The sequence below is a fragment of the Amycolatopsis sp. CA-230715 genome, from assembly GCF_018736145.1.
GTDB lineage: Bacteria > Actinomycetota > Actinomycetes > Mycobacteriales > Pseudonocardiaceae > Amycolatopsis.
The window spans coordinates 2,968,527-2,988,015 of record NZ_CP059997.1 but is presented as its reverse complement, the minus strand read 5'-3'; the positions used below and the strand labels follow the sequence as shown (position 1 = coordinate 2,988,015).

Sequence of the window (19,489 nt, the reverse complement as noted above, 5' to 3'; positions counted from 1 at the left end):
TCAAGAGTACTTATGCGACTGAGAGAAGGTTGGCATTGGACGTCATGTGAACCGCTCACCAGGATGGGAGGCATACGGAAGGGAGAGCACGATGGCCACCGCATCCGACCTCCGATCGAGACCCGGCCTCGCGGACCTGATCGACCAAATCCGCTTACGCACCAAGGAAAGCGCCGATGCCGTCGCCACCGCGCGACGCGTCGCCGACGTCCTCCTCGCGCTGAACCCGACCGCGCGCCTGCTCACCTCGGCGGAACGCGCGGGATCCGCCGACGGGTACACGCGCCACACGCTGCACGCCGAGCCCGGTTTCTCGATCTCCGCCGTGGTGTGGCGGCCCGGCCAGGCCACCGAGATCCACGACCACCTCGTGTGGTGCTCTTTCCTTGTCCTGCAAGGAACCGAGACGGAAAGCATCTTCGACATCGACGGCGACCGGCTGGTGCGGATCGGGCGGCGGGAGCGCCCCGCCGGCTCGGTCAGCGGCGTCGCGCCGCCCGACGACATCCACCAGGTGCACAACACCGGCGACGAGGTCGCCATCACCCTGCACGTCTACGGCGCGGATCTCAGCCAGGGCACCAGCGTGCGCCGCACCTACCAGTTGCGCACCTGACGAAAAGTTTTCTCGGCCGCGGATGTCGAGAACGGCTCCCCGGTTCCGTCCCCGGGGCAGATCCGGCCACCGCGGCCGTACCGAACGAAGGAGCCTGCCATGGCAGTCCGGCGGATGGACAACGTCCTCCTCGTCGTCGAAGACCTCGACGCCGCGATCGCTTTCTTCCAGGAACTGGGCCTGGAACTCGACGGGAAGAACGTGGTCGAGGGCCCGTGGGTGGGTGCGGTCCTCGGGCTGGACGAGGTCAGGGCGGACATCGCCGTGGTGAAGACCCCGGACGGCCACGGGCGTGTGGAGCTGTCGAAGTTCCACACGCCGGTGGCCGCCGATGCCGGGCCGAAGGCGGTGAACAGCCCAGGCTTCAGCCGCATGATGTTCGCCGTCGACGACATCGAGGACGTGCTGGCCCGCCTGCGCTCGCACGGCGCCGAGCTCGTCGGTGAAGTGGTTCGCTACCAGGACTACTGCCTGCTCTGCTACGTCCGCGGCCCCGGCGGCTTCATCGTCGGGCTCGCAGAGGAACTCGGCTGATCAGGTCCGGTCGCGCTGGCGTTGGTCGGGACTCAACCCTAGCCGGACGAGTGATGGGACTTTGTCTCGTCGCTGGAGTACGCTTGTGATGAGACAAAGTCCCATCACAAGCGGAAGAGGTTCCCATGCGCGTTTTCGTCACCGGCGGCACCGGCCTGATCGGGTCCGCCGTCGTCGCCGAACTGCTCGCCAACGACCACACCGTCCTCGCCCTCGCCCGTTCCGACGCCTCCGCGCTGGCGGCGAAGACGGCGGGCGCCGAGCCGATCCGGGGCGCGCTCGCCGACTCCGACGTCCTCCGCGACGGCGTCGCCAAGGCGGACGGGGTGATCCACCTGGCCTTCGCCAACGACTTCAGCAGTCCCGAAGCGCTGGCCAAGGCCGTTGCCGAGGAAAGCGCCGCGCTCGCGACCCTCGGCGAGGAACTCGTCGGCAGCGATCGTCCCCTGGTCACCGTCTCGGGTACGCCGGCCGTGCCGGGCCGCGCCGCCACCGAGGCCGATCCGCTGCCGACCGGCGGGCCGGTCGGTGGCCGCAGCGTCGCGGTCACCGCCGCGCTGGGCTTGGCCTCGCGCGGAGTCCGGAGCGCGTCCGTGCGCCTGCCCCGCACGGTGCACAACGACGGCACGGGCGGATTCGCCGGTCTGCTGACCGGAAACGCGCGCCGGACGGGGATTTCCGGCTACCCGGGTGACGGCGCGCAGCGCTGGCCCGCCGTGCACGCGCTCGACGCGGCGGTCCTCTTCCGGCTCGTTCTCGAGCGGGCGCCCGCCGGGACCGCCTGGCACGCCGTGTCCGACGAAGGCGACCGGCTGCGCGACATCGCCGAGGTCATCGGCAGGCGGCTTGGCCTGCCGGTCGAGTCCGTGCCGGAGGAGACCTACGGCCCGCTCGGCCCGATCTTCGCGACCGACCAGCCCGCGTCCAGCGCGCACACCCGGCAGGCGCTCGGCTGGGAGCCGAAGCACCCGCGGCTGCTGGAAGACCTGGAAAAGATCCAGCCCTGACCGGAATCGCCGAAGAATTCGCCGCAATCCTGGACGTCGACCAGTCTCGGCTCACCCGGCCGGTTGGTTGGGCTGGTCGGGCGCGCAGCTGATCAGCAGCCGGGTGGTGTGCGTGATGTGGTCGCGCAGCAGTTCCTGCGCGTGGTTGGCGTCGCGTGCGAGAACGGCGTCGACCAGTGCTCGATGCTCGGCGGCGACGTCGCGGCCGGGTTCGTTGCCGAGGGACACCGACCACTGCCGGTACAGCTCGGCCTCCTGCCGCAACGACAGTGCCGTGTCGACCAGCCGCCGGTTGCCACAGCCCGCCAGCAGTGCCTGGTGGAAGGCCGCGTGCGCCCGCGACCACTCGTCGGCCAGGTGGTCCGGATCCGCCGGGTCGCGGTACGGCGCGCGCTCCAGGATGTGGTGCGCCGCAACGACATCGGACTCCCAGCGCACGTCGCCGTCGGCCACCGACAGGCGGAGGACCAGTGATTCGATCTCCGCCCGCGCCTGCGTCAGCTCGGCCAGGTCCTGATGCGAAAGCGGCCGGACCAGATAGCCCTGATGCGGCCTCGCCACCACCAGTCCCTCGGCGACCAGTCTCGTCAGCGCCTCTCGGGTGGCGCCGACGCTCACCTTGTAGCGGTCGGCCAGGTCCGGGAACTTGAGCCGGTCGCCCGGCGCCAGCCGACCGGCGAGGATGTCGCCCCGCAACGCCTGGTGGATGCCGTCGGTGCGGGTCGCCCCGCCGCTCTTGGTCATGCCCTCATCCTAGCAGTTTACGAATCCAGGTTGAAGTTTCGAAAGTTCTCGGATACTTTCGAATCTATCGGCTCAAGCGTCAACCGAACTACTGGAAGAGGGGCCATCCGATGCTCGCGAACACCCGCCGCCGTCCGACCGTCTTCCGAGGCGGGACGGTGCTCACGATGGATTCCGGCCGCACGGTTCTCGAAGGCCACGACGTGCTCGTGGTCGACGGCAGGATCGCCGCCATCGGTGTCGATCTCGTCGTTCCCGACGGCGCCGACGAGATCGACGCCCGTGGCGGCATCGTCATGCCGGGGATGGTCGACACCCACCGGCACATGTGGCAGACCGCGACCCGCGGGTACGGCGCCGACTGGACGCTCGCGCAGTACTTCGTGTGGTTCTACCTGAACTGGGGCAAGAAGTTCCGGCCGGAGGACATCCACGCCGGGAACCTGCTGGGGGCGCTGGAGGCGATCGACGCCGGGGTCACCACCTGCGTGGACTGGTCGCACGGCCTGCAGACGATCGACCACGCCGACGCCGCGGTCGACGCGCTCGCCTCGGTGCCGGGGAGGTACGTGCTGGCCTACGGCAACATCCAGGACGCGCCAGCGAACTGGACGGGCACCCCCGAGTTCCGCGAGTTCTTCGCACGCCGGTCCGGCGATCTCGAGGGCTTCCAGATCGCCTTCGACGTCACCGGCGATCCGAGCTTTCCCGAGCGGCCCGCATTCGAGGTCGCCCGAGAGCTCGACCTGGCGGTGACCACGCACGCCGGAGTCTGGGGCGCGACGGGTGACGACGCCGTGCGACTGATCCATGAGCACGGCTACGGCGAGGCCAGGACGGTGTACGTGCACGCCGCGACGCTCTCGGCGGACTCCTACGCCCGAATCGCGGCGACCGGCGGATCGGTGTCGGTGTCCACGGAAAGCGAGCAGAGCGCCGGGCAGGGGTACCCGGCGACGGCCACCCTGCGAGCCCACGGCATCCCGGTGTCGCTGTCGCTGGACAGCTGCGTGCTCTGCAGCGGTGACCTGTTCTCCGCCATGCGCACGACGCTGGGTGCCGACCGCGCGTACGAACACCTCCAGGCGCACGCTCGCGGTGAGACGGTCACCCATGCCTCCCTGCACGCCGACCAGGTCGTCGAATGGGCCACCCGGGGTGGCGCGCGGGCGATCGGGCGGGACGGCGAGATCGGCGGCGTGGAGGTCGGGAAGAAGGCGGACCTCGTGCTCGTCCGCAACGACGACTCGCCCGCGATGACGCCGCTGCTGAACCCGCACGGACACGTCGTCCTCCACGCTCAGCGCGCTGACGTCGACACGGTCCTGGTCGACGGGCGGATCGTGAAGCGCGATCACCGCCTGGTCGGTGTCGATCTGGCCGGTGCGCGTCGTGCGGTCGAGGCCACGGTCGACTACCTGCGCGCCGAACTCGGTGAGCGGGCCTGGCGCGAGGGCATGAACCCGGACATCCCCGAGACCAAGGTTCTCGACAACCCCTACACCTACACCGACTACCGGTCAGCGGCCACGCACGGTGCCCCCGTTTCCCATCCCTGAAAGGAAAAGACCATGAAACTGGCCAATGTGGACGGTCGCGCGGTGCTGCTGACCGCAGACGACAAAGGAATAGAAGTCGAGACGGCGTCGGGTGGCGAGTTCGGCCCCGGCCTGATGTCGGTGTACGAGAACTGGGACGGGTTCCGGGCCTGGGCGGAACAGCCATCGGCCGCGCCCGGCGTCGTCTTCACTCGCGGGCAGCTCGGTCCGCCCTCGCCTGCGCCGCGGCAGATCGTCGCGATCGGACTGAACTACGCGACCCACGCCGCCGAGTCCGGTTTCGCCGCACCGGACGGGCTTCCGCCGACGTTCACCAAGTTCGTGTCCGCGCTGGCCGGTCCCGACGTGGAAGTCGTGCTGCCCGCCGGTGGCGACGTGGACTGGGAGGTGGAACTGGTCGCGGTCATTGGCCGGACCGCGAGTCACGTCGCGGAGTCCGAGGCGTGGGCGCACGTCGCCGGGGTGACGATCGGACAGGACCTCTCCGAGCGCATCGCGCAGCTCGCCGGTCCCGCCCCGCAGTTCAGCCTCGGCAAGTCGTACCCGAACTTCGCACCGGTCGGGCCGTGGCTGGTCACGCCGGACGAGCTGGCGGACCGGGACGATCTGGCGCTCGGCTGCGCGGTCGACGGCGAGACCGTGCAGGACGGGCGCACCCGTGAACTGATCTTCCCGGTCGCCAGGCTGGTTTCCGAGCTGTCGCGGGTCATCACCCTGTTCCCGGGCGACCTCGTCTTCACCGGGACCCCGGCGGGGGTGGGCCTCGGCCGCACGCCGAAACGGTTCCTGCGGGCCGGGGAGCAGCTCGTCAGCTGGATCGAAGGCATCGGTGAGATGCGCCAGACTTTCGTTGCCGCACAGGGGAACTGACATGGGCATGCACCGGCTCACCCGGGTCACGATGGGTGTCCCGAACGTCGCGGACACCGTCGCCTACTACACCGATTTCGGCCTCACCCACCGCGGCGACGGAACCTTCACCACCCTCGAAGGCGGAGAACAACTGCGGGTCCGGTACGCCCCGTACCGCCAGTTGCTCGAACTCGGGGTGGGGGTCGACGACGCCGACGACATCGCGCGGATCGCGTCGCGGCTGGACCGCCTCGGCGTGGCCGGTGGCACGGACGGCACCGCGGTCACCGCGATCGAGCCGGTTTCCGGGTTCACCGTCCGCGTCGAGACCGCGCCGCGGATCACCCAGCAGCCCGTCCTTGCCACGCCGTACAACGGGCCCGGCCGGATCGAACGGTTCGGCCGCGCGCCCGGGGTGCTGCGCGACGACCCGATCCGGCCCAAGAAACTCGGGCACTGCGTGGTGGGCACCACCGATCTCGAAGCCACCATGCGGTTCTTCACCGACGGGCTCGGGTTCAAGGTCAGCGACTACATCGGGGACAAAGGCGCCTTCATGCGCTGCTCGGTCGATCACCACAACGTGCTGGCGCTCGCGGCACCGGTCAACTTCCTGCACCACACCTCCTGGCAGGTCGACGACATCGACGACGTCGGCCGCGGTGCGAAGGCGATGCTGGAAGGCAATCCCGACCGGCACGTCTGGGGACTCGGCAGGCACCACGCTGGCTCCAACTTCTTCTGGTACCTCAAAGATCCGGCAGGGAACTTCAGCGAGTACTACGCCGACATGGACTGCATCCCCGAGGACGAGCTCTGGACCCCGGAAGTCTTCGAAGGCACACAAGGCCTGTTCAGCTGGGGCCCGCCCCCGCCGCCGTCGTTCCTGGAACCGGACGACCTCGCCGCACTCATGACCGGACAGCACCACACCGGATAAGCGCTTTCCTTACCACAGAAGAAAACCGCGAAGGGAACATCATGTCGGAAGACCTGTACACGCCCCAGATCCCGGACAACCTGAACATCCGGTTCGTCGAAAACCGCATCGTCATCAACCGTCCAGCACAGGAGGTGTACGACTGGGTGACCACCTGGTCGAACCTGCCGAAATGGCTGCCGATGGCCCTCGGCACCGAGGTACAGCGCGGCACGGAGGGCGTCCCCGCCGAAATGGGCGACGTGCTGCTCGAAACCATCCAACCCGAGCTGAACGAAAAGCCGAAGCTCTACACCGTGGTCGCACGGGTCCCCGGAAAACTGTGGACGGTGGTCGGCCGGGACGTGTACGACGACGGCACCCTCGCCCCCGCGATGCACGCGATCGCCACCTTCACCACCTTCGACCTCGGCGACGGAACGACCCTGTTCTGCCGCCTGTTCGAGCGGCTGATCCCGGACACCGAACCGCCCGGACCGCACCCGGTCGAAGACCCGGCCCGCATCCAGCCGGGGCTGGAACTGATCAAGGCACACGTCGAGGGCACGGCTGGGTGACATCGGCCCGAACCATGCGTCGGGACGGCGGGGGAGGCCCGGCCGTCCTGCTCGCGACTTGACGGTGCATCGGTGTGAGTGTTCAATCACTAACATGAGCAAGGCGTTGTCGAAGGCGGAGCAGCGGCGGGCGAGCGTCGTCACCGCGGCGGTCGAAGTGTTCGCGAAGTCCGGTTATCGGGGCACGCCGGTGGCCGAAGTGGCGGCGGCAGCGGGAATTTCCCCCGCCTACGTGTTCCGGCTGTTCCCGACGAAACAGGACCTGTTCGTCGCCGCGACGAGCGCGTGCTTCGACCGGATCCTCGACACGCTGCGGGCCGCCGTCGACCAGCTGCCCGCCGCCAGCCCCGGACGCGTGCTCGCCACGATGGCTGACGCCTACGCCGCGTTGATCACGGACCGCGAGCTGATCATGCTCCAGGTCCACGCGCTGGCCGCCAGCGACGAACCGGCGATCCGGGAAGCCCTGCGCGGCGACCAGGCCCGCCTTGTCGACTACGTGACCAGCCGCTCCCGGGCCGCGCAACCCGACATCCAGGCGTTCTTCGCCCGCGGGCAGCTGTGTCACCTGGCTGCCGCCCTCGGCATCGAGGACTCGGCCGAGACCTGGGCGCTCCAGCTCACCGAAGGGCTCCTGCACTACTCGGACGCGACCGGATAGGCGCGGCCGCCCTCGGTCCGGCCCGTACGCGGGCCTTTTTCAGGAGAGAAAAAGTGACTGATCAATCACACACTATGGCGGCGGCGGTCGCCTCGAAGCACCCGCGCACGGGCCGCCAGGGGCTCGCGCTCGCCGCGCTGGCCGCGGCGCAGTTCATGGTCGTGCTGGATTCGTCGATCGTGAACGTCGCGCTGCCATCCATCCGCGCCGGTCTCGGCCTCGGGCCGGCCGAGCTGTCGTGGGTGGTGGACGGCTACCTCGTCGCGTTCGGCGGTTTGCTGTTGCTGGGCGGTCGGCTCGCCGACGTGTTCCGCCGCCGCGGGGTGTTCGTCGCGGGGCTCGCCGTGTTCGTGGCGGCATCAGCCGCGTGCGCGTTCGCTCCGACCGGGCCGGTCCTGATCGGCGCGCGGCTCGCGCAGGGAGCGGGCGGGGCCGTCATGGCACCGGCGGCGTTGTCCATCGTGATGGCCCTGTTTCCCGACGGCGCCGGGCGTGCCAAGGCGCTGGGTGTCTGGGGCGGGGTCTCCGGTGCGGGCGGCATCGCGGGTGTCCTGCTCGGCGGCGTGCTGAGCCAGACACTGGGCTGGCCGTGGATCTTCCTGATCAACGCACCGATGGGGCTGCTGGTCGCCGTGGTGGTGCTTCGGACGGTGCGGCCGTTCCCGGCCGTGGGCGGCACGTTCGACATCGGCGGCGCCGCCACCGTCACGCTCGCCATGGCGAGCATCGCCTACGGCCTGGTCAGCGGTGCGCATACCGGCTGGACGGCCGGTGCCACCCTCGGCGCGCTCGTGCTCGGCGTGCTCGCGTTGGCCGTTTTCCTCTCCGTCGAGCGGCGCGTCGCCCGGCCGCTGGTGCCGCTGCGGGTGTTCACCCGCGCTCCGCTGGTCACGGCCAACGCGATCATGACGCTGCTCGGCGCCGTCAGCGTCGGCATGTTCTACTTCCTGCCCCAGTACCAGCAGATCGTGTTGGGCATGAGCCCGGTGGCGACCAGCCTCACCCAGGTGCCGATCGCGGTGGCGATCACCGTCGGCGGGCTGCTGGCGCCGAGGATCGCCGCGGTCGTGGGCTCCCGCGCCGCGCTCACCGCCGCCCTCGTGTCCTTGACCGCCGGGCTCGCGTGGCTGGCGCTGGGGCCCGGCCCGGCCTATGCCGCGCTGGTGGGGCCGTTCCTGTTGATCGGCGCGGGAATCGGGGTCGGTCTCGTGTACGTCACCACCCTCGCGGTCGCCGATTCCGCGCCGGGTGAAGCCGGGCTCGTCAGCGGCCTGGTCAACACCACGCGCCAGATGGGCGGTGCGCTCGGCCTGGCGACGCTGGTCGCCGTCGCGACCGGCACCGGTCCCGTCCCGCACTTCGCCACCGCTTTCGCCACCGCGGCCGGATTCGCCGCCCTGGCGTTGCTGCTGTCCTGGGCACCCGCCCTCCGCAAGCAGTGAAACCGTTGCAGGACAAGGAGATCATCGTGACCACCAAGCCCTACCTGACCGGGCACTACACCCCCGTCCCGGACGAGACCACCGCGGTCGACCTGCCGGTCACCGGCGCGCTGCCGCCGGAACTGACCGGCGAATACCTCCGCAACGGCCACAACCCGAAGCCCGGCATCACCCCCAGCCACTGGTTCAAGGGTTCGGGCATGCTGCACGGCGTCCGCCTGGAGAACGGGCGCGCCCGGTGGTACCGCAACCGCTGGGTCAAGACCCCGGCTCTCGAAGGCGCGCCGCTCGTGCGCGAAGACGGCAGCATCGATCTCACCGCCAGCGTCGCGGGCACCCACATCGTCGAGCACGGCGGCAGGCTCCTCGCGCTCCAGGAGGCCAACCTGCCCTTCGAGGTCACCCCCGAACTCGACACGGTCGGCCCGTTCGACTTCCACGGCAAGCTCACCTCGGCGATGACCGCGCACCCGAAGCAGGACCCGGCGACCGGCGAACTGCACTTCTTCAGCTATTCGCCGTTCCCGCCGCACCTGACCTACTACGTCGCCTCGCCCGAGGGCCACATCACTCGCAGCCAGGTGATCGACGGCAGCGGCCCGAGCCTGATGCACGACTTCGCCATCACCGCGACCAAAGCCGTTTTCCTCGACCTGCCAGTCGTTTTCGATCCCGCGGAGACCTCGGGCATCCCGTACCGCTGGCACGACGACTACCCGGCCCGCATCGGCGTCTTCGACCGCGTCGGCACGCCGCACGTGACCTGGATCCCGGTCAGCCAGCGCGCCCTGCTGCACGTCACCAACGCCTACGACACGCCGGACGGCAAGATCGTCCTCGAAGGACCCGCCTACGACCAAGCGTCCTGGGCGACTTCGTGGAAGTGGTGGACCGGCGCGCCCGGCTACCCGGCCGCGCCGGTCAGCGGGGCGATCGCGACCCGATGGCTGCTGGACCCGGCGACCGGGACCGCGACCGAGCAGGAACTCGACGACCTGGTGACGGACTTCCCCACCATCAACGAGGACCGCACCGGCCTGCCCACCGCGATCAGCTACTCGGTCGCCTTCCCCGGAGCGGGCCTCGACGAGTTCGCCATCGTCAAACTGAACACGGCGACCGGCGAGCGGCGGCTGCACCGGCCGGGGCCCGACCGGCATGCCGGGGAAGCCGTCTTCGTCCCCGCCGCGGGCGCCACCGGCGAGGACGACGGCTACCTGCTGACGATCGTCAGCGACCTGCGCGCGAACGCGTCCCAACTGCTCGTCCTCGACGCACACGACCTGAGCACCACCGCCACGGTCGCGCTGCCCCGGCGCGTGCCCAGCGGGATCCACGGCTCGTGGATCCCGGACGAGCGCCTCACTTCGTGATCACCACATCGGCGACACGGCGTGGAAACCTGATCGGTCAGGCGGGGCGGCCCGCGCCGGCGTAGTCGTCGCCCTTGGTGTGGTAGGTGTGGATCTGGATCGCCTGGCCCTCGGTCGGCGCGTTGATCATCAGGCCGTTGCCGAGGTAGAGCCCGACGTGGTGGATGTGCGCGGGGCTGCCGTAGAACACGAGGTCGCCCAGCTTCGGTTCCTGCGAGAGCGGCACCGGCGGCGCCGAGCGGTACTGGCTGTCCGCGGTGCGCGGCAGGCCGACACCGGCGCTGTCGTAGGACGCCTTCGTCAGCCCCGAGCAGTCGAACCCGGCCGCGCCGCCGTCGGGGCCGTTGCCGCCCCATACGTACGGCAGGCCGAGCTGGTCGAGCGCGAACCGGACGGCGTGCGCGTTGCGGGTGCTCGCGGTGTCCGGTGCGAGCGAAAGCGTGGCGTAGAGCTGCGCGTTGCCGAGCACCTGCTGCCGGAAGAGGTCCGAATCGCGGTAGGCGGCGACGGCCTTCCACCAGCCGTTGCCCGCGCCGAGATCGGTTCCGGTGCCGCACAGCACGCGACCGGCCGCGACCGCCGCGTCGTCGATGTCGTCGATGCTCGGGTCGGTCGTGGCGGGGATGTTCTGCCCGGTTCGCTTCCACTCGGTGGGGGTGAGCTGCATGGGCCCGCCGCGCTTCTCCTCGGCTGGCTCACCAGCCGCGCCCTGCAGGGGCACCGAACCGAGCGGTTTCGCGGTGCGGCCGTCGGCGTTGAGCGTGTCGCCGCCGAACCTGGCATGGTTCGAACTCGCCTTGCCGAGCCCGGCGAGGGTGACCCACGACAGGTGGCAGTCCGGCTTTTCCTTGCGCAGCACCAGTTCCCCGGTCGCGTAGCCCATCAGGGCGCGCTGCGGGATGTCCAGCGCGGGCGCGAGACCTGCCGACCACTTGTCCAATTCGGACGGTGACTGGCGCGGCGCCTGCGCCTGCACGGGCGCGCTCACTTCGAGCACCGACGGGCCCGCGCCGCCACCGGGCGGAACCGGTTTCGGCGACGATTCGACGGCGGCCACCGGTGCCTGCGCCGGGTGGTCCGGATCGGAGATGAGCAACCAGCCGCACGTGACGAGCGCGCCGACGAGGATCAACGCGATCAGCGCGCGGCCCGCCACCGCGCGCCCAGCCGACGGTCGCGCGGGAGCTTCCCTCGGCGTGGGGGAAGGCTTCGGCTGCTCGGGAGGGGTCACACGAGCCACCTTAGAGAACACGCATCGACATCCACGCCTTACTCAACGAACCCGAAAGCGTGTAATTACGCACAACCTCACTACGCTGGGCTCATGACCGGGATCGACGGCGACAGGCTGCGTGCGGAGCTGACCGGGAACCAGGGCGCGTACACGGCGGTGGACGTCGTCGCGAGCACCGGTTCCACCAACGCGGATCTGAGAGAAGCCGCCTCGGCGGACGACCCGGCGCCGGATCGCACGGTCCTGATCGCGGAGACGCAGACGGCGGGCGTCGGCAGGCGCGCGCGGCGCTGGAGTTCGCCGAAGGGCGCCGGGCTCTACCTCAGCGTCCTGCTCCGGCCGCACGAAGTGTCGTTCGCGAACCTGGGGTCGCTGGCCGTAGTCGCGGGCCTCGCGGTGCACGACACCGCCACGGCTGTCGGCGTCGACGCGGTGCTCAAGTGGCCCAACGACGTGCTCGCCGGGCCGGATCGCGCCAAGTGCGCCGGGATCCTCGCCGAAGCCGTCGCGGGCGAGGAGTTCGCGGTGGTGCTCGGGATCGGCCTCAACGTGCGGCCGCTCGGCGAACGGGTCCCGTCCGGGCCGGGTGGCCTCGCCGCGACCTCGCTCGCGGAACAGGGCGCCACGGTCACCGATCGCACGGAGATCGCGGTGAAGCTGCTGACCGCGTTCGCCGAACGGGAGGCGCGCTGGCGCGCCGCGGCGGGTGACCTCGCCCGCGCGGGACTGCTCGACGCGTACCGGGTGCACTGCGCCACGATCGGCCAGGACGTCAAGATCATGCTGCCCGACGGCGGCTCGCTGGTCGGCACCGCGACCGGGGTCGACGGGGCGGGGCAGCTCACCCTGACCGCGCTCGACGGCACCGCGCGCACCGTCTTCGCCGGTGACGTGGTGCACCTGCGTCCGGTCGGCGCCGAAGACTGACGCCTCGCGCAAAGCGGTTCGGTCGCCTCGCCGTCGCCGTTCGCCGGTACGGTGAGGCTGCCGAACCGGCACGCACAACTCAGACGATCCGGGGAGTCCGAGGTGGCCTATCCAGACGATCTGCTCAGCGAAGGCGAGCACGTCGTGATCCACAACCATCCGCACTTCAAGATGCTGATCGGGCCGCTGCTGGTGCTGATCGTGACGCTGGGCGCGGGTATCTGGCTCGCCGTGCTCGCGCAGGACGCCGCACCGCCGTGGCACACGGTGTCGCTCATCGCGATCGGCGTGGTCGCGCTCGTGCTCATCGTGTGGTTGTTCCTGACCCCGTTCGTGCGTTGGCGGACCACGCACTTCATCGTCACCACGGACCGGCTCATCGCGCGCGAGGGCGTGGTCAAGCGGACCGGGATCGACATCCCGATGTCGCGGATCAACAGCGTGCGGTTCGAGCACGGCCTGCTGGACCGGGTGTTCGGCTGCGGCACGCTGATCATCGAGTCGGCCTCGGACGAGCCGCTGACCTTCGACGACATCCCCAAGGTCGAGCGGGTGCACACGGTGATCTACCGCGAGGTCAACGACAACCCGTACGACGACTACCACCCTGGCCAGCCCCCGCACGGCCAGCCGGGGTACGCCGACACCGAGCAGTACCCGCAGGAGCAGTACCCGCCGCAGGGCCGCCGCGCCCCCCGTCGCGGCGACCGCCGCTGATGGGCGCGCGGGAAGTCGGCCTTCCGCAGCGGTTCGCGGCTGCGGAAGGAGTGCCGGAGCGGGTCACGATCTGGGAGGTCGGCGCGCGGGACGGGCTGCAGAACGAGTCCGCCGTGGTGCCGCTCGAAGTCAAGCTGGAGTTCCTCGACCGGCTCGCCGGTGCGGGCCTGACCACGATCGAGGCGACGAGTTTCGTGCACCCCAAGTGGGTTCCGCAGCTCGCCGACGCCGAAGCGCTTCTCGCCGGGCTCGACCGGCACGACGGGGTGCGCTACCCGGTGCTGGTGCCGAACGAAAAAGGGCTCAACCGCGCGCTCGACGCCGGTGTCGAGCACATCGCGATCTTCGCGAGCGCGACCGAGACCTTCGCGAAGCGGAACCTGAACTCGACGGTCGAAGACCAGTTCGCGATGTTCGAACCGGTGGTTTCCCGCGCCCGCGAAGCCGGTGTCGAAGTGCGCGGGTACCTCTCGATGTGCTTCGGCGACCCGTGGGAGGGCGTGGTGGACCCGGCGACGGTCGCCGCCGTCGGGAACCGCCTGCTCGGGCTCGGCTGCTCGCAGCTCTCCCTCGGCGACACCATCGGCGTGGCCACGCCCGGCCACGTCGAACGGGTGCTGGCCGCGTTCGGCGAGACCGGTACCGCGGTCGGCTCGCTCGCGGTGCACTTCCACGACACCTACGGCCAGGCGCTGTCGAACACCCTTGCCGCGCTGCGCCTCGGAGTGTCCACTGTGGACTCTTCGGCCGGCGGGCTCGGCGGCTGCCCGTACGCGGAGTCCGCCACCGGGAACCTCGCCACCGAGGACCTCGTGTGGATGCTCGACGGGCTCGGCGTCGAGCACGGCGTCGACCTCGACGCGCTGGTGGCCACCAGCGCGTGGATGGCCGAGCGCCTCGGCAGGCCCAGCCCGTCCCGGGTGGTCAACGCCCTCGCGGGGTAGTTTCGCCACGGCGCGGAACCGGGCGGTCGCGGGGTGCGTCGGACCGGCAGCGGATCCCTGTACCTGGACCGAAAAGGAGGCCGCCGTGACGGAGCACCGCGCGCGGGTGGACGAGCTGCTGGCCGGGTACCGGCGCGGTCGTGAGCGGCTCGCGGCCGTGCACGGTGAGCTGGCCGCGATCTCGGCGTCGGAGACCGGGGCCGACGGGCTCGTCACCGCGACCGTCGGGCCGCGCGGGACGCTCACCGGGCTCGAAATCGCCGAGGACGCCTACCGCCGCCTGCGACCGAAGGAACTCGCCGAAGCGATCGTCCGGGTGGCCGCGAGCGCCACGGTCAAGGCACTGCGCGAAGCGGGCGACGTGCTCGCGCCGTCGCTCCCGGCGGGCACCGACCCGCACGCGCTCCTGCTCGGCACCGCCGACCTCGAAGCCTCCGAAATCGTGCGGCCGCAGGCCACCGACGACGAGGAGAACCTCGAGAACAAGAGCTGGCTCGAGGAGCTGTGATGACGGGCGGGTTTTCTGCGGACGTCGAACGCGGCGCCGGGCGTGCGAAGGAGTTCGACGACCTTTCGCGGCGCGCGCACGCGATAGCCGACGAACTGGACCGCGCGCTCGACGGCGCCGAATCGGCGTGGGGTTCCGACGCCGTCGGCGAGAGTTTCAAGGCGGCCCACGCCGGTCACGCTGCCGAGGCCGCCGCCCGGATCCGCGCGCTCGGCACTTCGCTCGGCGAGGCGGGCGCGTCGTTCGGCGAGTCGTTCACCAAGCTGCGGACCGCGGACGAGGACGCGGCCGACCGGCTTCCCGGGGCGGAGGAATAGTGGGCATCGAACTGCCGCCGGAGCTTCGCGCGATCGCCGACCGCACCGGCCTCGCCTGGCCGGAGGCCGACGAGGACGCCATGCACGCGCAGGCGTCGGCGTGGCGCGACGCGCAGCGCAAGCTTTCCGTGCTGGCCGCCGACGCGGACACCAGCGCCGGGGGAGTGCTCGGCTCGCTGGAAGGGTCGCTGGCCGCGTCCGCGGGCACGCTGTGGTCGGGGTTCGTCGAGCCGGACAACGGGCACCTGACCGCGGCGGTGCGCGCCGCGGGCGAGGCCGCGGACAGGCTGGAGCACGCCGCGAACGAAATCGGTGCGGCGAAAGCGGAAATGGTCCGCCAGCTCGTCGACGCCGCGAAGAACACCGAGGCCGCCGAAGCGGCCGCGGCGGCGGGGCAGCCGTGGGCGCTGGCCGGGGTGGGCAGCATCGTGGACGGCAGCGCGGCCAACCTCGCGTCGCTGTCCGGCGGGCTCGTCGCGGCCGTGGAAACGCCCGGTGGCGCGCGGATCGCGACGGTGGGCCCGGTCGTCGACCCGAATCCCGGCGCGTACACGCCGTCGGGGCAGGGCGGGCTCGTCGCGACGGTCACCGGGCTGCCTCCCGAGCTGGCGTCCACTGTGGACCCGGACGCGACCGGGGTGGTGCCGCGCGAGGTCGTCGACGGCACCGGCCCGATCATGCTGCCACAGGCGCCTTCGCAGTACGGCGGTTTCCTGGAGGGGCGGACCTTCGACGACGTGCCGACGCCGTCGGCCGGTGTCCCGCTCGGCGGTCTCCCCGGCCAGACCGCGGTGTCGAGCTATCCGGGCGAGCACGGTGCCGCGCCGGTTCCCGCACCCGCGCCGGTTCCCGCGCCGCCGGTGGGGCAGCCCGTCGCGCAGCCGCCCGCGGCTTACCCGCAGCCTTCGCCGTGGCCCTATGCGCCGCAACCGGTGCCGCCCGTCGCTGTGCCTCCCGCCGTGCCGCCGCCCGTCGGCGCGCCGACGCAGGAGCGGCAGGGTGTCGTGGCGATGTTCGTGGTCCACATGTTCCCGATCGGGCACCTCCCGGTCGCCTCGGGCAGCCCCGAGCGCCAGCTCCCCGGCGGTTTCCCGCCGCACGACCACCCGCGAGCGGACGAAGTGGACAGTGCGGAGGCGATCGAACGGGTTCGGGGTGGCTGGCGGCGATTGCCGACCCCGCCGGGTGAGCCACCTTCGTCCGTGACCGAGGACGCCGCCGCCGTCGACTCCGCCGATTTTTCCGATGAGACGGCCGAAATGCTGGCGGCCGGTGTCGTGCTGGACCGGTTCGGCGAACCGTTCGGCAGGATGTTCTCGCCGGACGGCACGCCGTTCGCGCGCCGGGGCCTGCCCTCGGAAGCCGCCGAGTCCGGCTACCGGCGCTACCGGGTGCTCAAGGAAGTGCCGATGTGGTTCGCGGGCTGCGCGCGGTACCGCGCGCAGTATTCGGCGGACGAACTGGTCAGCATGGGATACCTGGCGGACATCACCTTCGGGGAGCGGGGAGAGCAGTGAACGTCGAGTCGATCGTGCGCTGGCTGGAAACCATCGGGGTGCCGACCGAGGTGATCTCGGTGGGCACCGAAGCCGACAACGCGTGGTGCGTGCTGCGCGCGGAGGAAAACGGTTCGCCGGCGTGGGAAGTGTTCTGGCGCGAACAGGGGCACCGGTACGACTGGGCGCGGTTCACCAACGAACAGGTCGCCTGCCACTACCTGTTCGGCAGGCTCGCGTGGAGCCAGGTCGCCCGCGGTGCCCTGACCCTCGCCCCCAGCGCCTCCTGATAACCGGGGGAGGTTCCCCTGCCCCGAAGGCCACCTTCGGGGAACCAGACGCCGCGAATCCACCCCTCGTGCCCCCGAAGGTGACTTTCGGGGACTTGAACGCCCCGAAGGCCACTTTCGGGGCACGCACAGCTCCGCCCGCACGTTCGCCAGGGCCGAGAAAGTGGCGCTGGAGTCCCCGAAGGTGGCCTTCGGGGACCAGACGAAGCTCCCCGTCATTGATCTCGCGCAACCACCGCGATCCGCGCCCGGCATCACTGCGGCAGTCGCAGTCTGGGAATCAGCGGCTCGTCACCATGGCGAGGATCTTGCCCAGCAGCGCGGGATCGGCCGCGGTTTCGGTGCGCCAGGCGATGAACCCGTCGGGGCGCACGAGCAGCGCGCCGTCGTCCGCGAGCGTGACCGAGGCCGCCCAGTCCGCGTCGAGCCTGGTCGCCCGCAGCCCGTTCTTCCGCGCCGCTTCGCACCACGCTTCGCCGCCCGGTCCGGTCAGCACCGCGAACCCGGGGCCGATCAGGTCCACAGTGGACTTTCCCGGCGCGATCCAGCGGTGCGGGAGACGTGAGCCCGCGTCGCCGTTGAGACTCACCGCGACGTCCTCTGTGGACGGAACGACGGTGACGGGATCCACCACGGCCGACGAGTCGTACCGGTAGCCCATGAGCACCATCGGCTGGTGCCACATGCCCACTGCGGCGCGCCCGGCCGCCGCGGCGGGATCCCAGTGCAGCGGCGGGTTTTCCCATCGCAGCTCCGCCTGCCTCGTCACCAGTTCGGCGACCGCGTGCCGTTCGTCGTGGTAGGTGTCGAGCAGCCCGTCGCCCGCGGTGCCCGCGAGCACCATCGCGAGCTTCCACGCCAGGTTGTGCGCGTCCGCCACGCCCGTGTTGAGCCCGAGCGCGCCGAGCGGCGTGATCGCGCGCGCCGCGTCGCCGACCAGGAATGCCCGCCCGCGCCGGAATTCGGTCGCCATCCGCATGGTCGCCCGCCACGGCATCGCGTTGAGGACCTCGACCGGCACGTCCGCGCCGATGGCCGTGCGGATCCAGGCCAGGCAGCGTTCCGCGGTCGGCTCTTCCCCGTCGGGAAGCGGCACGTGCAGCACCCACCGGCCTTCGCCGACCGCGAGCAGCATCCCCGACGCGTCCGGGTGCCGGACCTCCACCATCGTCGGCATCGAGCCGAAGTGGCCGACGAGATCGGCGGCGAACAGGATGTTCATCGTGGTGCCGCCCACCTCGCCCGGTCCGGACGTGCCGATCCCGAGCGCGTGGCGCACCTTCGTGTTCACCCCGTCGGCGCCGACGAGGTAGGCCGCGCGGATGGCGCGCCCGTCCGCGAGCGTCACCGTCACGCCGTCGGCGTCCTGGTCGACGGCGGTCACCTCGGCGCCGAACTCGACGGTCGCGCCGCGCTCGCGCGCCGCGGGCAGGAGCACGGCGTCGAGCCGGTCCTGCGGGCAGTGGCCCCTCGGGTTCTCCGGTGAAACCGCGGACTCGGCCGTCGACGGCGCGGGTGCCCGGGAGTGGTCGATTTCGGCGACCGTGCGCGCGTTCGCCTTCCACAGCGCGGTGGAGGTGACGGTGGCCGCGTTGACTTCCTCGTGCAGGCCCGCCTCGCGGAAGAACTCGAACGTGCGCGGGCTGACGCCGAGCGCGCGCGGGTGGGCCGACGGCGCTTTTCGGCGCTCGAGCACGAGCGACCGCACACCGTGGTGGCCGAGGAACACCGCGGTGGAGAGGCCGACGGTGCCGCCGCCGACGATCACGACCGGGACGTCTGACATGGGAACCCCCTGAGTTGGGAACAGTGTGCCCGTTTATGGGAACACCGTACCCAACTTCTAGACTGGGTGTCATGCCGTCTCGACCCCAGCCCGCCGCACTCGTCTGGATGCGCGATCGCGACCGAGGCGGACGCCCCGCGGTCACCGAGGAGCGGATCGTCCGCACCGCGATCGCGATCGCCGACGCCGAAGGCATCGACGCGCTGTCGATGCGCCGGATCGCCACCGAGATGGGTTCGGGCACCACGTCGCTGTACCGGCACCTCACCAACAAGGACGAGCTGATCGAGCTGATGGTCGACGCGGTGTTCGGCGAGGTGCCGCGGCCCGAGGCGGCGGGGGACTGGCGCGCGCGGCTCACCGCGAGCGCCAGGCTGCTGCGGGCCGCGCTGCTGCGGCACCCGTGGCTGGTGCAGCAGATGTCGCGGCGTCCCGCGCTCGGGCCGAACGTGCTCGACCAGTCCGATCACGCGCTCGGCGTGGTGGCCGCGGTCACCGACGACGCGACCACGGCGAACCTGGTGGTCAGCGCCGTCAACACCTACGTGCTGGGCGCGGCCGCGACGGAGCTGGCCGAGCTGGAAGCGCAGCGCGGCACCGGCATGACCGAGGAGGAATGGCAGCAGTCGGTGGGGGAGTACGTGCGGCAGGTCGTCGAGTCGGGTCGGTACCCGCACTTCGCGTGGCGCGTCCTGGAATCGGGCGAACCCGACGACGACACCCGGTTCGAATTCGGCCTGACCTGCCTCCTGAACGGCGTCACCGCCGCACTGCCCCCCAACGACATTTAGCCCGCGAACTGCAGGCCAGTGTCCCGATGCACTCCGCGCGCCTGCTGACGACGTTTAGCCCGCTAAATGCACCCGGCGCCCCCGCCTCGCGCGCCTACGGGAGGCCCACTCGCCCGCCTACCCTCCGAGTGCCGCGAGGTCCGCGCCGAAGGCGCGGCCACTCCCAACCCAGCCCCGCACCGGCGATCCGGTGC

General features: G+C 71.0%; 21 protein-coding genes. 18 read left to right on the top strand and 3 right to left on the bottom strand.

The features are described from left to right. The first annotated feature begins 91 nt into the window (after positions 1–91). The 3 genes from HUW46_RS13845 (at position 92) to HUW46_RS13835 (ending at position 2,157) form a co-directional block, all read left to right on the top strand. Positions 92–616: a cysteine dioxygenase family protein gene (locus tag HUW46_RS13845; protein WP_215547658.1), complete on the top strand. Its 525-nt coding sequence runs from the start codon at positions 92–94 to the stop codon at positions 614–616. Positions 617–715: 99 nt separating this feature from the next. After that, positions 716–1,150, top strand: coding sequence for a VOC family protein (locus tag HUW46_RS13840; RefSeq protein WP_215547657.1), 435 nt, complete (start codon positions 716–718; stop codon positions 1,148–1,150). Positions 1,151–1,275: 125 nt separating this feature from the next. Beyond that, positions 1,276–2,157, top strand: coding sequence for an SDR family oxidoreductase (locus tag HUW46_RS13835; protein ID WP_215547656.1), 882 nt, complete (start codon positions 1,276–1,278; stop codon positions 2,155–2,157). A gap of 51 nt (positions 2,158–2,208) precedes the next feature. Here the strand turns inward: HUW46_RS13835 and HUW46_RS13830 are convergent, their stop codons facing one another. Beyond that, on the bottom strand, positions 2,209–2,901 hold the full coding sequence (locus HUW46_RS13830; RefSeq protein WP_215547655.1) for a GntR family transcriptional regulator: 693 nt from the start codon (positions 2,899–2,901) through the stop codon (positions 2,209–2,211). Positions 2,902–3,011: 110 nt separating this feature from the next. On the opposite strand from HUW46_RS13830, the gene HUW46_RS13825 reads away from it, so the two are divergent. The 7 genes from HUW46_RS13825 (at position 3,012) to HUW46_RS13795 (ending at position 10,285) form a co-directional block, all read left to right on the top strand. Further along, a complete protein-coding gene (locus HUW46_RS13825) occupies positions 3,012–4,460 on the top strand; it encodes an amidohydrolase family protein (protein WP_215547654.1) in 1,449 nt (482 codons plus the stop codon). Between the two features lie 12 nt (positions 4,461–4,472). Next, positions 4,473–5,330 (top strand): fumarylacetoacetate hydrolase family protein, encoded by an 858-nt coding sequence (locus tag HUW46_RS13820; protein ID WP_215547653.1) that lies wholly within the window; start codon positions 4,473–4,475, stop codon positions 5,328–5,330. A gap of 1 nt (position 5,331) precedes the next feature. Then, positions 5,332–6,252 carry a VOC family protein gene (locus tag HUW46_RS13815; protein WP_215547652.1) on the top strand — a complete coding sequence of 307 codons (921 nt, stop codon included), beginning with the start codon at positions 5,332–5,334 and terminating at the stop codon, positions 6,250–6,252. Between the two features lie 41 nt (positions 6,253–6,293). After that, a complete protein-coding gene (locus HUW46_RS13810; RefSeq protein WP_215547651.1) occupies positions 6,294–6,809 on the top strand; it encodes an SRPBCC family protein in 516 nt (171 codons plus the stop codon). Between the two features lie 94 nt (positions 6,810–6,903). Further along, positions 6,904–7,470 carry a TetR/AcrR family transcriptional regulator gene (locus HUW46_RS13805; RefSeq protein ID WP_215547650.1) on the top strand — a complete coding sequence of 189 codons (567 nt, stop codon included), beginning with the start codon at positions 6,904–6,906 and terminating at the stop codon, positions 7,468–7,470. 53 nt (positions 7,471–7,523) lie between these two features. After that, the gene (locus tag HUW46_RS13800) at positions 7,524–8,912 is read left to right on the top strand and encodes an MFS transporter (RefSeq protein WP_215547649.1); all 1,389 of its coding nucleotides are present in this window, start codon (positions 7,524–7,526) and stop codon (positions 8,910–8,912) included. A gap of 26 nt (positions 8,913–8,938) precedes the next feature. After that, positions 8,939–10,285 (top strand): carotenoid oxygenase family protein, encoded by a 1,347-nt coding sequence (locus HUW46_RS13795; RefSeq protein ID WP_254126153.1) that lies wholly within the window; start codon positions 8,939–8,941, stop codon positions 10,283–10,285. 37 nt (positions 10,286–10,322) lie between these two features. On the opposite strand, the gene HUW46_RS13790 is transcribed toward HUW46_RS13795, so the two are convergent. Next, complete coding sequence (locus tag HUW46_RS13790; protein WP_442860933.1) at positions 10,323–11,516, bottom strand: C40 family peptidase; 1,194 nt, start codon at positions 11,514–11,516, stop codon at positions 10,323–10,325. A 93-nt stretch (positions 11,517–11,609) separates the two neighbouring features. Here HUW46_RS13790 and HUW46_RS13785 point away from each other — a divergent pair, with 93 nt between their 5' ends. The 7 genes from HUW46_RS13785 to HUW46_RS13755 all read left to right on the top strand — a co-directional run bounded on the left by HUW46_RS13785 (position 11,610) and on the right by HUW46_RS13755 (position 16,718). Further along, positions 11,610–12,446 carry a biotin--[acetyl-CoA-carboxylase] ligase gene (locus tag HUW46_RS13785; protein ID WP_215547648.1) on the top strand — a complete coding sequence of 279 codons (837 nt, stop codon included), beginning with the start codon at positions 11,610–11,612 and terminating at the stop codon, positions 12,444–12,446. A gap of 102 nt (positions 12,447–12,548) precedes the next feature. Further along, positions 12,549–13,163, top strand: a complete 615-nt coding sequence (locus HUW46_RS13780) for a PH domain-containing protein (RefSeq protein ID WP_215547647.1) — start codon at positions 12,549–12,551, stop codon at positions 13,161–13,163. After that, positions 13,163–14,107, top strand: coding sequence for a hydroxymethylglutaryl-CoA lyase (locus HUW46_RS13775; RefSeq protein WP_215547646.1), 945 nt, complete (start codon positions 13,163–13,165; stop codon positions 14,105–14,107). The genes HUW46_RS13780 and HUW46_RS13775 overlap by 1 nt, the downstream gene beginning before the upstream one ends. A gap of 85 nt (positions 14,108–14,192) precedes the next feature. Continuing rightward, the gene (locus HUW46_RS13770; RefSeq protein ID WP_215547645.1) at positions 14,193–14,615 is read left to right on the top strand and encodes a YbaB/EbfC family nucleoid-associated protein; all 423 of its coding nucleotides are present in this window, start codon (positions 14,193–14,195) and stop codon (positions 14,613–14,615) included. Continuing rightward, a complete protein-coding gene (locus HUW46_RS13765) occupies positions 14,615–14,932 on the top strand; it encodes a hypothetical protein (protein WP_215547644.1) in 318 nt (105 codons plus the stop codon). The genes HUW46_RS13770 and HUW46_RS13765 overlap by 1 nt, the downstream gene beginning before the upstream one ends. After that, positions 14,932–16,449, top strand: a complete 1,518-nt coding sequence (locus tag HUW46_RS13760; protein ID WP_215547643.1) for a TNT domain-containing protein — start codon at positions 14,932–14,934, stop codon at positions 16,447–16,449. The genes HUW46_RS13765 and HUW46_RS13760 overlap by 1 nt, the downstream gene beginning before the upstream one ends. Beyond that, positions 16,446–16,718, top strand: coding sequence for a hypothetical protein (locus HUW46_RS13755; protein ID WP_215547642.1), 273 nt, complete (start codon positions 16,446–16,448; stop codon positions 16,716–16,718). Before HUW46_RS13760 ends, HUW46_RS13755 begins: the two co-directional genes overlap by 4 nt. A gap of 280 nt (positions 16,719–16,998) precedes the next feature. Here HUW46_RS13755 and HUW46_RS13750 read toward each other — a convergent pair whose 3' ends face one another. Beyond that, positions 16,999–18,504, bottom strand: a complete 1,506-nt coding sequence (locus HUW46_RS13750) for an FAD-dependent monooxygenase (RefSeq protein ID WP_215547641.1) — start codon at positions 18,502–18,504, stop codon at positions 16,999–17,001. A gap of 71 nt (positions 18,505–18,575) precedes the next feature. Between HUW46_RS13750 and HUW46_RS13745 the strand changes: the two genes are divergently transcribed. After that, a complete protein-coding gene (locus tag HUW46_RS13745) occupies positions 18,576–19,295 on the top strand; it encodes a TetR/AcrR family transcriptional regulator (RefSeq protein WP_215547640.1) in 720 nt (239 codons plus the stop codon). The last annotated feature ends 194 nt before the right edge of the window (positions 19,296–19,489 follow it).